The sequence below is a fragment of the Deltaproteobacteria bacterium genome (assembly GCA_016931625.1).
In the GTDB taxonomy this organism is placed as follows: Bacteria; Myxococcota; XYA12-FULL-58-9; order XYA12-FULL-58-9; family JAFGEK01; genus JAFGEK01.
Genome location: JAFGEK010000003.1, coordinates 1 through 16,543 on the forward strand (window position 1 = coordinate 1; position 16,543 = coordinate 16,543).

At 38.5% G+C, this 16,543-nt stretch carries 5 protein-coding genes; all 5 read right to left on the bottom strand.

From position 1 onward, the window contains the following. Positions 1–620, bottom strand: a 620-nt coding sequence (locus tag JW841_00085; GenBank protein ID MBN1959319.1) for a hypothetical protein, incomplete at its 3' end; no start/stop codon positions are given. Positions 621–719: 99 nt separating this feature from the next. Further along, positions 720–3,959, bottom strand: coding sequence for a hypothetical protein (locus tag JW841_00090; GenBank protein ID MBN1959320.1), 3,240 nt, complete (start codon positions 3,957–3,959; stop codon positions 720–722). A 10-nt stretch (positions 3,960–3,969) separates the two neighbouring features. Further along, a complete protein-coding gene (locus tag JW841_00095; GenBank protein MBN1959321.1) occupies positions 3,970–9,522 on the bottom strand; it encodes a hypothetical protein in 5,553 nt (1,850 codons plus the stop codon). A 6-nt stretch (positions 9,523–9,528) separates the two neighbouring features. Beyond that, complete coding sequence (locus JW841_00100; GenBank protein ID MBN1959322.1) at positions 9,529–10,119, bottom strand: hypothetical protein; 591 nt, start codon at positions 10,117–10,119, stop codon at positions 9,529–9,531. After that, positions 10,116–16,220, bottom strand: a complete 6,105-nt coding sequence (locus tag JW841_00105) for a VCBS repeat-containing protein (protein ID MBN1959323.1) — start codon at positions 16,218–16,220, stop codon at positions 10,116–10,118. Before JW841_00105 ends, JW841_00100 begins: the two co-directional genes overlap by 4 nt. Positions 16,221–16,543: the final 323 nt, after the last annotated feature.

Genomic DNA, 16,543 nt, shown 5'->3' on the forward strand with positions numbered 1-16,543 from the left:
CCTGCAACAGTACCACTAGAGCCAACACCCACCACTACTCTACCTTCAGCATTTGACATTGCTGACCATCCGATTGGACACGCAGTTAAATTGAAAAACATTACCGCACCACGCGGTACAATAAAATTATCCACTCCGCCTTGGCGCGCATGCACATAGGCATTTGGCGTGATTCTTTGGCGATTAGTAAGTTCAACATAAGCGCCACCTTCGGGTCGTACCGCGATACCTAGATACAATTCATCAGTGGCAAATACTTCGTCAGTTAGATCTTTTATCTCACCTAGCATTACCGCAAATTTTCCATTGGCGACAAATACCGGGTTATTATTTTCGCTTGTAAATGACTCTACCCAAATAATCCCTTCACCCAAATTTGTTGGGTTTGATAAATCATCATAATTACTAATAGTGCATACAGTTGCATCAGCAGTATTGCAGAGGAAAAAAACAAAATCAAAATTACCATTAGCTTCTACGCCATCATCGCGCAGGGTCCCATCATACGGTATAAGCCGCTTACCTGATGGTTGCCCAGAAGTTGCATAAATATTGTTACTACTAAAAGTTACGATTGTGGCGGCAAGTATAGCCAAATGTTTAATGCGCCATTTCTTCATAATTCTCTCCTTTTTACCGTTCATAGCAGTGTAATTTTTATGTGATATTTTACTAAATGTTTTTTCCCAGTCGTTAACCAATATGTTTTTGAATATTGCTCACCAAACAGACATTCCACTCTCTGTATTTGTGCATGGTGGGCTTGCACACATTACAGTTCTATCTCTCGCGATTATGGGCACATTACCAGATACTTCAAAGCGTGTGTTTTGACTGCCAAGTAGCGAGCTTGCACTGTTATTACTCTGCCCACACAACCATAAACCTTTACGTGGAACTGTTTGAAAATTTGGGTCAAGCATTACTTGATTTTGCGGGCAACTGTCTTCGCATGCTAATCCGCTGTAATGATAGCTGCCGCAACCGCATTGCAACTCGCCAAAATTACGATCATTGCCCACACCAAAGGTTGCCGCTTGATTTGTTTGCCATCCTGTACATAATTGACGCCATGACGCGACAACGGGATCTGTTTTGGGATTATCACTAATTCTCGGTGACCATTCATCTATACAACCATGTTTATAAGAACCGTTTATAAAATTGGCTGCCGCAATACCAACGCTTCCTACACTTGGCTTTATATTAACTGAGCATTTGATATTAGGGTCATTTGGTTCGTATTCACTAATTGCTTTAGAACTTGAAATGCATTTGCCACTTTTACAATCTTCAATACAATTTTGATCTTCTGTTGGGCAATTAATATGGCATTGATTTAATACCCATAAACTGTCAACTAATGCATCCGGATTTAACACTGGAGTTGTATTATATGTCTCTGATGATACTACAACACAGCGAAATTGACTATGATGCGACATACCACGCCAAACACCACCATCGACACATAACCAAAGCCCATTTGGTTCATCGATACACTCTTTATCAATTATAGGTAAGCTAACTGAACATAAACCATGCGCAGGTATAACACCGGGGGCAACTAGTTCTTGCGTAGGTGGTGGCGGTATCGGACAAGTACCAGCTCGTGCATCGCAAGACCAACGCGCAAAATCCATACCAAAATCTGGTCGGCTTTGACCATCAGTACTATCATAATCAGCTGCTCGACCACGAGTACATTCCCGCCAATATGAGCCGGCATCTTTTTCGTATTGCAACGGAAAATCAACATCACAACGTGAACGTTCTTGAATTACATATTGCCCAAATTGCAATGATTGCGTACCAGGCTCATAAAAATTACGGTGCAATTCTAGCAAAAATGAAAAGTTGGCAAAAATTTGCTCAGCTGCCGAAAATGTTGGCGACGTCATACCATGCCATTCGTTAATATCAGCTACTCTATTATCATTATAATCTGCTGCCTCATCTACACATGCTCTTGTTAATGAATTAATCTCATTGGCGCGTAAACGTCTACCTGAATCAGTTTTATACTCAGGTGCTTTGCTGGTCGTCTCACCTATTAAATCTAACTGTGCTTGATCATCATTACGTACACTTTCATAAAGCGGGAGCAAAACCGGAGATTCACATTTATTTAGCTGCAGACCATCTTCACATAAAAAGACATTGAGACGTTGTTGATATTCGTTTTCAAGTACAAAGCGATCAATTACATGCAAATCACAGCGAGCATTTTGTCGTATAGCTTGGTCATCACTCTCTAAAGCACTGCGGGCTGCTTCGCGTATCCAACCATCACCGTCAGCGTCGCATGGTTGTGGCGCGCGTTTGCCATTATCCCAATAATAGCCTGGTTCAGTTTCACAAATACAAATATTACTTTCATGCATAGTAGTAAGCCACAAACGTCCGGTAGCACCAAAAACCACACAATTTGCAGTACAATCATCGCCTCCACCGCCTACACATGCACCACCAGCATATTCACTCCATGCTTCACCTGCTGGACACTTAGAGTCTTGGCAAGTAGCTGATTCATATGGGCCACCTTCAATACAAAATTGATTTAATCCACATGCACCAATTTCGTTAAGTTCTTTGCAGGTAAGTGGTAGCAAACAGTTCTCTATATTTAATGGGTCAGGAGTCGTTCCATAAAGACAGGGGCCGCACTTGGCAAAAGGTGCATTACCTTCGCATGAGCGATTTTTGCCAGCACAATCAAGATCTACAGCACTGCACCAACCGACCCGTTGACATTCGCCAACTATATTTTCACTATAACCTTCTATGCATTTGCCACAATCATTAGGTCCATTTGGTGATTGATTACATATGCGATGTTGCGCTGCACATACGCTAGCGATACTATTAGGTTCATTTTCTTGACAAGTATATACTGGCTTGCAACTTTGCCCATCAGGCACAAATCCCGGCAAACAAGCACCACAAATAGCATTACTATCTTTTGTTTCTTTTGTGCATTGACGATTAGTTGCAGCACAACCAATGCCTTCGCAGGTAGCTACAGGTTCACATTTTTCATCCGTAGTTTTAATATAATAGTCTAGACATTCACCGCAACTTACAGTTTTTTCTCCTTGCACACAGCTACGACCTTGATCTTGACATTTTTTTAATAAACTATTGGCGGCATTTAACTCACAATTTGGCTCAACCTCATCACATGAAGTACCATTGTATTGCCAACCAAATTCACATTCTTGTGTACAAAACGCATCTACACCGGTATCTGTTGCACAAAGTTGATGTGGTGCACAACTTATCTCTTCACAAGTAATAGCCTCACGACATAAGTTATTTTCGGCGCATATTAAGTCATTAATACATGTTTGATTAACATCGCATGGGCAACCAACTATATCGCTTGAACATACGGTGCAGATACCATTACCAAGACAAAATAACTCATCATCGCATTGCTCGTTTTCACGACATGGACATTCAGGTGTACCTTTAGGACAAGGATCAACAGCACAGATATCAGATTCGCAAATTAATTCTTCATTGCATATTTTTTTATCATCACAAGGACAATTAAGCTCACCTACCGGGCAATTTTCACAAATATTTTGTTGATTGCAACGTAAACCAACATTGCATGTGGCATTATTAAAACATGAGCAAGACTCACTGCCTCGTTCACAATCAACACATACACCATTAACACACTCGCTTTCTTGACATTGACCTTGCTCGCAAAAACAACCTTGGCTCCCATTTTTACAGTTGGGTGATATACAATAGCCATTATTGCATTTAGCTAGCTGACCATATTCAGCATCACACTGCTCATCGTTATCGCAACTAACGCATACATCATTAACACATAGTTTACCTGGCTTACAGTCGCTTAAATTTTTACAAGGTTTGTTGTCATCTGATTCTTTTGCACAAGCTGACAAAAGTATGGCCAACAATGTGAAGATTTTATTGCTTCGCATTGGCTTCTCCTTATAAAATCGTAAAATCGGTGTAATAAACATACAAACGTATGTCAGTTAGAGCTTCGAGATTAATATCTTGATTAACTACTTCGTCTTTTTGATTAATGATTAATTCCCAGGCAGTATTAAGCAGCGGTCGATCACGCATACGCGCGCTTTTATAAACATCTTGATTAAAAATTCTCGTACCGTTAAAAAATGGATTAAGCACTACCATTCTTGTTGGAAAGCGATAGTAATTAGTGTCGCCAATTAATCCTGTTACTACGCTTGTACCTTGCTGCTTGACATATATGCGGCCAACGGTATCACCAATATCAGAGCCTATAACCTCGGCCTCAATGTAAAGTATTTTGTGATTGCGGGTTAATGGTGAAAGGTTTGCTGTTGTAGTTGAAAATGGTATGGCAAGATATCCGTTTGCATCAAGTAATTGTGGGTTACGTAATTGTTCACGCAACATGGCTATACGCTCAGCTTGCGATAAAGCACTGCCATCAATTGCCAGATGTGGAATACGCAAAATATCATCGCGTAGAGATATTAAAGCGATGCGAGTGTCAGGTTGACCGTAGTATTCTTCAAATTCATTAAAGGCGTTTTCTAAATCAATAAGATAATTACTTAGATTATAATCACCTTTTTGCACCATGCGTATAAGAAATAGTTTATCTAAATCAGCATAGCTTTGGCTGGTGTAATATTCATAAACACGAGTTGCACGATAGGCTTCTTGCAGAGCATCTGTAAAAGTTATGTCAGCATTTAAATACGCGTCATTGCGATAAATGCGTATATTTGGGTCATTACGAGCTGCCATAATATTAAGAGAATAATCTTGTGCTTCAGCATATTCTTGTTCAAGACGTTTAGCGAGATTTCGTTGACGCTCGATCTCACCAAAAGTTATTGCTAATTGATATTCTCCTTTTAGTGCTTCGAGTTCTATCTCTTTCAAGCGCAGCAACATTTCTGCTATTCGTGCATTTGACTCGATTACTGCTGAATCACATTGTGATTCTGTTTGCCATCTTGCAGTATCTAGTTCATTTTTTGATATTGCCACTTCACTAATTTTAATTGCTATTTGAGAAGTAATAATTGCAGCTTCACCTCCCAATTTTGCTGCTATGGCTGTAGTTGTTCCTGCAATAGCTGCAGGGCAGCTAATGCCATCACATTTTGAAATTTCAGCTATATCAGCTGTATGTTTCATTGTTCTTTCTATACGAGAAATGTTCCATTGTGCTCCCTCAATTACCTGTTGCAAAACAAATTTATTTATGCCCTGCTGATAAACATAATCTGCAGTAGTTAATATCAAACCACATTGTGCTGAAACACGAGAGCGTTCGATTTCAATCTTAGCAAGTTCATTTTCATATGCTAGAATAATTCTCTGCAATTCAATTCGCGTAATATCTAATTGTCCAAGCACATTGGCAATCGCACCATTACCCATAAACCCACAAGGGTCTCCAAGTATTTTAGCTTTTTGGTCTAGATAGGCATAACTAGAAATTGCCGGATAAACACGACCATCACTATCAGTAAAAGTACCACACACGTCACCTAATTGATTTTCAAAAGTATTGCGCAAACGCAGTAATTCAGCTTGAAACTCGGCTGCATCAGTATCAAAAGCACGGCTGCTTGCTAAAGCTTCATCTTCACGCCCAGCTGCTGTTACAACTTTTACTTTAGCGCGATTTAATATAACGCGAAATGCATTAACATCATACTGACTCAAAGTCGGGAACGGAATATAATCTGGCGGTAAACCGAAATAGCTAACGTTGTCACTAATTTCACCATAGACGTTGCGTAAATCAAGTAATGCCATGCGATAACGACGCTGACCTTGTTCAAGCACCTCGATTACTTGAGCAATATCTTCGGGTCGTAGCGTATCAGTTATTGCTAACATTAACCGTGCAATAACTACTGACTCTATATAGGTTGCCACATAGCTACGCTCAACCACAAAGCGTGCCAAATCAGGGCGATTAAAAGCTTGATAAGCTTTTGCAATGCGACCTAAAGCACGTGCTTTTTGCGTTGATGCGCGGTTAATACGATCTAAGAACCAAGTTACTGTCTCGGGGGTTACAAAATTGCGACTAGCTAAATTATAATCTAGAGAACTCCAAATCAGTGGACTAATATAATAAAAGCGATTAAGTGCCTCTTGATAATACTGTACTGCTTCATATAGCTTGGCAATTTCGTGACCTGCTTGCCCTGATAAATTTATACCATCAGGCTCAAATTTACTCCCTGCAAAAGAGGCTGCATGAGTACCTGCTAAATCAAAACGTGAAGCATAAGCTTGGGTAAATGCTTCATCGCCCATCATTACTAACAATTCGGCGAATAAACGTTCAAAACCATCGTGAACGTTTTTGCTAGTAGGCATTGAAATACAAGCTTCAGTATATGCAGCATTACTACATAGGTAATTATCTAATTTATTTTTTGCTTCGGCATTTAAATCATCATAATAATTTGACCAAATATGCAATAAGCAATCGACTCGTTGACGAATAGCTTCGATTCGCGGTGGCTCATAACAATAGGGAATTTGATTTGAATCAGGTATACATATCTCAGGCGCAAAACCGACATTATCACCACTACGACTGCGAAACCTTGTTTTATAACGAAAAGCCAAATCGATTTCATTATAAAGCGGTGGCATAACTGCTTCATATGACATGGCAGAATAAAACTGTTTGCCTGCACGTAAATCGTAACGGTTATCAGAGCAATAAGCACTTTCATCAAAGCAACGAAAAACTGGATCCAATTGAATTAAAGGTCCACCGCCTTTTTTCCAATCATTAAGTGTTTCTTCACAAGAAGCGTTTTTTTGGCATGGCAATGACGCAATTTCAGCTTGGCTTTTGCTTGTCGGATCTACAGTAAAATATATAACATTACTGCCTGCCGGACATGGTACCCTCATATCACGATCTGTAGCTTGGCGCTCAGGACAATCACTTTTATCAGTACCGAGAGGACAAATAGAAGTTTGTGAATCAATACCACCATCGTCACAACTGTTATTATTTTTATAGAAATTTTTATCTATATTATCTAACCCACAGCTATCGTCATTATTTATTGGTTGTGTATAAAATTCACTAGTTGCCCCTGCACCACCATCAAAAAGCCCGGTATCTGCACATAAATAATGCACAGCTTCATTGCTATTTGCATCGATAATTTCGGGTTCACTTCCGGGTACTACACCATCTATAAGAGCTTGTGCTAAATTTGCCGCATTTGCGTTATTTAACTTTGCACCATAACCCAACGCTTGCTCTATTAACGATGCATCACAAGTTAGTTGCAATAACGATGACGGTTCTGCTTGCGTTTCTGCTATTTCTACACCGTTAAAAACATCTGCAACGCCATCGCCATCTTTATCTTCAACAGGTAAATCTTCACTTTGTCTCTCTAAAATGAAATATCCAAAAGCTGAAAATGGTTCACTATTACCAGGCAAAAACGATTCGAATACTTCTTCAAAAATCACAATTAATCTTGTTTGCTCAATTAGGGCGCCATCAACTAAACGAATATAGCGACGCCGTGTACGACCATCAGGTATGGGGTTTGCCCCAGACATGGCACCATTACGCGCTAATAATTGCTCGTCTTCTTCTGCCTGCCATGGTATTTGATTATTGCGACATTCATATCGATATGGAAAATTACTGTTTTGATCGACACTTATACCACGTGCAAAACCATCTACTAGCCAAGGTATTTGCTGCAACTCATAACCTAAGCCATAACGTTGTTGACAATTCGTATCGTTAGCTTTGGTTTCATAACGTCCACCTAAAACAACCGTCGCCTGTAAATTATTGATAAAATTTAAACATGTACCTGCTATGCTGCGCTCACATAAATTGGGTTCATTATTAAAATCGAAAGTAATGGCTGGATTTCCAGGGTACTGTAGAGCATCGTTACTTTCTATTCGCCCTTTGAGTTGTTTATCAACTTGTCTTAGATTAAATGCTATAGGCAATTCTGTAATACCGCTCGGTATCGGAATTGCGCGTTGATCATTAGTGAATGACACTAAACCAAGTTTACTTATATCAAATGGATAACAAGCACCATTTGGTGATTCGGGACAATCATTAACGGTATTGGGCCATCGCCATGACTCTGTACGCAAAGATGTCAATGCTGCAAGTAACTGCCTATAAGAAATGCTACCACGTCGAAATGCCGCCCATTGTTGAATTAAAGCATTACCTACTTTTGTAGAAATTTTATCATCATCACGACTTGCTTGTGATACTCGCCATTCATTTAGTTTATATGTACCAAATTGGGCAAAATAATATGCTTCACCTACCCATCTACCATCTGGTAGCTGTGAATAATCTAGCGAGATGGTTTTAAAACCCATTTTGGGGTTATTAATTTTAATATTTCCTTGCCAACGTGTTTTTTCTGCCGCATCAGCATTGGCTACTTCGATAATTACTTCGCCGCCAGGCTCTATACCGATATCAAATGATTGAACTTGTTGGGTATTGCCATACAGACCAATTTTTAGCCAAGCTAGTGGGCACTGCTCATTTGCATTACATTCTTTATCTTTTTCTTGTTGTTCAATTACCGTTTTTTTACTATCTATTGCATACGAAATTTCTAAACTTTTCTGCACAGTAAAAACTTCATAATCATCACTTTGATTGCTTATAATAAAAGTTTTACTATTTTTTATATTGGTAAACGTCAGATAGTTAGCGCTTATTGAATATGCTTGAGATACACTACTTAGCTCAATACTTTCATTTGGCTCTGCTATTTGCTTGCAATAACCATTTTCACCATCAATGATATTGCATGACTCACCAGTTTTGCAATTTTCTTCTTTTTCGGCATTACATTTTTCATGGCACACATGCTTGTAACAAATTTTATTTGCTGCACAATCAGATGTACCATTACAATCAGAATAACATTTACCATCAGCTTTGCATGTTTGAAATTCTGGGCAGTCAATATCATTATAGCATCTATTGCTTTCACCATCTGTTAAAACACATGTACCATTATCACAAATCCTTGCACCAATACAGCCTGGCATAAGTTTATCAACAGGGCAGTCACGCTTTGTACCATCGGCTAATATTAAATCACTTTCGCATGGTGTGTAGCATTTAGGATCTTTTGGCGGAGCTGCTTCAACGGCTACACATTGCCCTGCAACACATACTAATTCATTTGTATTACAAGCGTCATCTTCCCTACAATTGCAATATTGTTCACCGGGCACACATGTATTAATAGCAATAACATCAACATTACAATTACCATCAACACAATTACTTTCATTTACGTTTGCTTCGTTCTCTGTAGCGAGACATAGGTTATCAACGCATATAAGTTTAGGCCCATTTTCAATTATGCACTCACCACTAGGCAGGCACTCACAAGCGATCGTTCCAGGTGTGCAATTATTACTTTGATGGCTACAAGCATAAATAGTTACTGCGATTAAAAAATAGCAAAATGCTTTATGCATCATTGGCTCCTATTCAAATCGCAATTCTGGATTAGAGACTTCGGCACCTAGACGGTCAAAACATCGGGCTTTTATAGTAACGCCATAAAGATCAACGACTTCACCATCAGCATTATATACTTGCGCAATATCGTTAGTTAATGGCGCATCGTTGATATTAGCGAACGCTAGCGCCATGTATAAATCGTCATTTCGCATTTGACCACGTATCGTATTGTCGAATTTTATAGATTCTATTTGATAATTATTTTTTTCAATTAATACTTCACAGGCACGTACTTGCTTATTTGTTATTTTAAGTAATGAACCCTTGCGGTTTTGACATATATTGTTGCGACAAATAAGTCCTGCTTCACATTTACCATCATCACATGTGCATCCTCGATTTTTCTGCAGACATATATCTAATATGCAATAGCCACCCCGGCATATTAAATTGTCATCATTGCATGAGTTATTAGTATTACAAACACAATTTAACTGGCCAGCAGAGCAGGCTGTGTTATTATTTTTGCATCCCACATATATACTTATAATTATAATAATCTGACAAAATACAATAATACGTGTATGATTATAATTATCTATTTTTCGTTTCATTGTTTTTCACCCATGCTCTTCTTGTTGGTCTCTTTATTACCTTTATCTTTTTTATTGTCATTTTTGGACTTCTTTTTACCTGATCGTATTTTGTTGCTTATACGTTTGAAAAATTTAAATATACTATCAATCTTTTTGTTTGTTTTAGGATCCAACCTCGACTTAACCTGGTTAGTCATTTCTCCTATTGGTGAAGCACCTGTATTAAACTCCACAAAATTATCGATAACCATTATATTTCCATTTATTATATTTATAAACATTCTTAATCCGGCATTCAGCTGATTAACTGGCGACAACATATCATTTTGCGCCTGCCTATTTTTTAGTTGCTCAATAAAATCAGTAGGAATAGACATCCCATTTGTAAACGCTGCTTTAAAACCTTTTACAAAAGCCGCCCCCAGCAACTCTTTAATATTATTATTCACTTGCTCGTGATGACTTTCTTGTGTTTTATTATTGTCGTAATTCCATTTTCCTGCTTTTTTCTGCTGATAATACTCGGTCACAAGTCCTACAGAGAAACCCCCTATTCCTGCCAGTATATTTAATACTATGCGTCCATCACGATCTACTTTGTTTATTGGATTATTATGGGTATAACCATATACAACCGTTATTTCGTCAATATCTTCTATACCTTCTAATGTTTTTGGCGTAACTACTGCAAAAGCCGGGTCTGGACTTATCCATCTCCCGCTCCATGGATCAAGATAACGTTCGCCAAAATAATCAAGCCCACTCACCTTATCGCGTTCTTTACCGGTAAACCGTGATTCACTGTCACCTGTTTCAAAGCGATTCATACCGTAGGGAAAATATTCGGTTCTGCCAATTAGCTTGCCTGAAGTATCAGTAGTAGCGACAATGCCGCCTAAATGGTCAGTATGTAGGTAAGTTATATTATCTTTTGCCTTGGCAATTAGCCGCGCCGCCGAGCTCGCAAGTAGCTCATCAACATTTGATATCTGGATAGCATTATCTAACTTGTAAATATTTTGATTTAGTGCTTGTGCAATCCAAGCGTCACCTGCTGTTATTTCACCATCAGGCCGCAGAGTGATACTATCCCCTTCTAAAGTTACCGGGGCGATATCAGATAGTATTTTTGTAGCAAAATCTGCATCAATTTTTTTTGCAACTCTATCTTCACCTATTTTAATATAGAGCTTTGCTATGCCATCTTCTACCTCAAAGTCTTGGCCATAATAATAAGTAGTATTCGTTTTTTCGCGTTTAATCAGACGCTCACGTGATGCACCATATGTATAACTTGCGATAGGTTTACCTGCCTTTTTTACATCAGTTAAACGCCCTAAAAAATCCCATTGATAAGTATCATTACCACGTGTTATGCAATTTCCGGCTGCATCATAGGTATATATTAAATTACCCGCACGAGTTACTGCATGCGGTTGCGGCCCATCATATAGATATTGGCCAACATATGCAGCACTTTCTAAATTACGACTTGAAGTTTGTAATACTATATTACCCGCTAGATCATATGCAAATTCCATCTTTTCATTATACTGCAAACTATTTGGCTCAATATCTGCTTCAAGCAAACGATATAACGAGTCATATTTGTACTGGACATTACCAAGCGGCTCATCACTCATGACACGCTCATCAACTATTTCTAAAATATTACCGACACGATCACGATCGTATGCATATGCAACAATAGCCCCCCCCTTTGCATCAACGCCTTTGCGATTTATTATGCGTAAATTATCATCATATTGAAATTCAGTCACAACTTTGTTTGCGGCTTCAATTTCATTTATCTGCCCTTGCCCATTATATTTTATATTATTAATAATCTCATCAATACTTACTAACCTACCCATACTATCAACAACATATCGAATCTCCCAACCATTAGGATATTTATTGCTGATAACTCGTCCGGCATTATCATAATTTGTCTGTGTTATTAATGAATGGCCACCAAATATTCTTTCAGCTAATACTGTCTCACCTCTACTATTATAGCCAAACCGTTCACCGCCACGTATTGATTCAAGCGGATAAGTTGTTGCAACTAATTTACCTGCGATATTAGTACATATCTCTTTTGGGCATACATCATTCGTATCATAATTATAGGTTATTCGAGTTTCATCGGGAGCTGCATTATCCCATACTTCTAAAATACGGTTTGCACCATCATAACTGCTGTGTGTTTCGCTACCGCGTGCATCAATTGTACGAATACGATTGCCAGCAGCATCATAGAAAAATTGGGTTAAACCACGGTCTTTACTTTCAACATTAATTATGCGACCGAGAATATCATATTTTTGAACTTGTTGATTATTCGCTGCATCGATCCATTTATTTAAATTACCTAGCTCGTCATAAGAAAAATGGTGTATTAATGGTGGGCCAGTAGGTGCTGCATAGCGCTCAATACCTGTGCGTCTGCCCAAACCATCATAATATTCTATCTTAGGTGTACCACTATGTTCACTACTTGGGTTTGTATCCTCACGATCATAAAATACTGTTGCTACGGGTAAATACTGATAATATTCTTCACCACCCTTATCCCCGGGGTATATTCTTTTAGTTATTCTGCCTACCGCATCATATTCTGACTTTATTGACTCAACACCAATTGGCGATGTAATAGCGCATTTACTCTCACTACTAGTATATGGATAAAATATTTCACGAACTTCACCCTTAGGTTCATAAACCGTAAATCCACTAACATAATATTTATTCTCTGCTAAACGGTCTATCTCTTGAAATTTACGTCCATGACCATCAAAGCAAATTATATGCTCTATATCTTGTTCACCACCAGCTTTAGATCGCCGCTTCACCAGTATTCTACTTATGGGATTACCGTATTCGTAAAAATATTGTTCACCTGGTAGGTCGTCATAATCACCTGGTTTTATAACTACAGCTAATTGTCCGAAATTATCATATTTAAATTTGTTGTTATATACTTCACTAACAATTACATCATCCCGCACAACCATCCAATTTGTTGCAAGTGAAACTTGATCCCAAGTTTGGTCATAAGCGTAATTGCGCCGTAATTGATAGGGGCCAACTTTATCAACTAGATGAATATTGGTTTGTATGATCCGCAAGCCACTTTCATCATATACATAGGTACTTCTATGATCTAATCCTTCAACTGCCCCGTTAGCATCTATGCTCTCGACAATATTGCCATGTTTATCTAAGCGATTACGCTGCGTGTGTATAACTTCATTAAAACTATTTGCACGCTCTGTTACCCGAGTAACTACTCCGTTAGTTATTTGCCCAAGTTCAAGTCCTAAAAACTCACTACCATCATAATATATTGTCTCTTCGCTATAAAATGATGTTGTTAGGTTACCATTTTCGTCTGCCTTGCCATAATTTTGTATACGTATTGGCTTGCTTATAATCCATAAATCATTATTGTTTATCGGTAAAACATATTCTGTCTTTGTATATGCCTCATCACCTAGACACTGAGCACCGCAAGGCATAACTCCATCTTTATCACTACAACTTGCACATCCTTGATCTCCAATTGAGACTATACCATCATTAGCTTGCCAAATAACATTGCCAAAACCGTCATACCTATATCTTGTGCTAGTTGTAACCCATTCTTCTTTAGGCCGACCTTCTCGATACTCAGTAGTTTCTTTAACCTTACAAATATTACGCACGGGATTTTCTAAATTGCTTTGATTTATTTGCGCAATTAGACAGTCATCGTAAGTATTAGTCACCATCTGTATAGAGCGATTATTAGCACCACGAATTTCTCGATTTAATAATAAATCACGTCGATATATATCTACATCACCAACCTCATATGTTTCTAATGCGATAGCTTCTTCATTATTTTCATCGCCTCTTTCATACTGTTCAACTTTAGCATATCCCCGTAGCGCCTTTTCTTTACCATCGTAAAAACCATCGTGATAAACATAATCTATTATTTGAATTATTTCTGGATTCAGTGCATCCCATTCTTCCAAGCGATCAACTACAGTCATTGCAAATGGTATTGGATGCTTCCACGCCCCTGGCCCTCCATCACGCACAAGATGTACCACAGATATGCCATAGGTTATCTGTGTTACCTTACCAAGACCATTTTCAATACGCGTTAGTAAGTTTGGTCGCACCGGAAATACTTCAAGAAACTTTACGTTACCTGACAAATCTATCCAAACAATATCAGTTGAACCATTGCCGTTCATATCAGCAAACAAAACATTGGTATTAGTTCTCTCGGGGATTATACCTTCAACATCTTCGCTTTTAAGAACTCGCCTAGCATCAAATACCTCACCATTACGATTAAGCCAATAATGTACTTCATTACCGGCAACCAAAACTAAATCTGCTAACCCGTCACCATTAAGATCTTCAAGCTCAGCTAATATTGCTTCTTGATCAAAAAAAGTAAAACCGCCGATAACTATCCACGGTCCCCATTGACCAAATCCCAGATTAAGGCGATAACGCACTTCACTCATGGTCACTTGCACCGGGTCAAGTAATCCATCGCCATTCATATCATTTAATTCAAGGCTATCTGATTCAAATCCGGCGCCAATGGCGGCAACAGCATAATCTGATTGAAAGCCGCCATTACCCAAATTCTGGTATATTGTGGTTATATTTGCGGTGCTGGCAAATTCACTACGAATCAAATCAATACGTTTATCGTTATCATAATCTATAAAACGCACCGTACGTAATTGACCATCTGATGGATCAAAATCACCTGCAAGATCTGGTAGGCCACTATTCTCGGCAGTCCATAAAGAGTATGCATCACTCCAATCTCCTGTCCCTTTGTTACGCAAAACAATACCGGTCTGCGCATTTATTAAATCGGTATGACCATCACCATCAGCGTCTAACACTTGCACATAGGGAGAACTCAAATCATGTGAGCCCTGATGACCATTGGGTAATTTACTTTCTATGGGAAATGAAAATTTATGAGTGCCATCTACCGCTAGAGTATTAATATAAAAACGATGAGGTGCCCCGGGCCTTGAGGTATCGAGCACATCAGGTAGTGCATCACCATTTATATCAATTAATGTCGCATCGCCGGTGCCAATATTTACCCCGCCTTCAAGTGTACCTAAGCTTTTTACAACGGGTCGATTACAATTTTTATATTTATCACACAGACTACCAAGTGATTGTGAGTATGAAAACTTTTGATCTATTGGAAATGCTGCATTTTCATGGCCGAAAATTTGAATCCGAGCTAAATGGGTAAACCCACCTGAGAGATTATAATCTTCGTATTCTAATAAATACCGTCGGATCTGTTCACCATGAGCAAAAACATAAATATTGCTGAGTCTTTCTGTCAATAATTCATTAAAACCAGCTTTACAATCAGAAAGCCTGTCATAACGAGGTTCATAAATAAATGTTGCCTCATATAAAGGCACATTATTAATAAACACCCACCTAATACGTTGTATCAATGCCACATTGTCACTTAATGCATATTGATAATGCACTCGATGCCCTAAGCGATCGACCATTTCTACTAGGTGATAACGAAAAGTTACTGTATCACCAGACACACGTGCTTGTTCAATAATTTTCCCGTTTGCATCTGCACCAAAATATCCTATGCGTCCATCAGGATATTCTGCTGTGAAGTAACCCTCACGCCCTTCGGCGTTAACATACCAACGATAACGAATAAACGATTTTTCAAAACGTGAACGCAGTAGAGGTGGTTCTGTATTTGGTATAGTAATAAGTTGCTCTACACCATTATATGCAAAACTATCATTTCTATTATATTTTGGCAGTCCTCTAACAGTACGACGTTCAATATATGGGATCTCTAAACTCCATCCCATACCAACTACAGACCCTCCACCACCTGAACTGTAATTTAAAACAAGACTTGGAGTAAGACTGCCATAACCTTTAGGTAATTCAATCGGCACCGAATAATGCATTTGCCCCATATTGCTAACAATATCTATATTTTCACCTACTCCTTCTAATGAACCAGGTCCCTCAGGCAAACTTACTCGATCATCTGAAACTCCAGTTTGCGCGCCAACTTCTACAGAAACGAACGACATCGCCAGCACATAAAAATAGATTTTGTAAGTATTTCTTGACATTTTTTTATTCCGAATTAGAAAAATTGGACAAATCGCCGAATTTTATCGACACCTGTCCCTATAATGCTTCTGTTTTGCTAACTACGAGTTCAATACTCTTTTTAAAGGGAGGTACTTTAAAAAGTCGCAGGTAAACTTTTTTTTTAGCTTAAGCTAAATTTTTTTTTATTTATTAAAAAAAACTCAAAAATTAATTGTGTTACAAGTATTTATAGATGTCCGCTTCATTAGCACGGGTAGATGTCCGCGTGTTTGAAAACCTGTTATTGTCAAACGGGTCG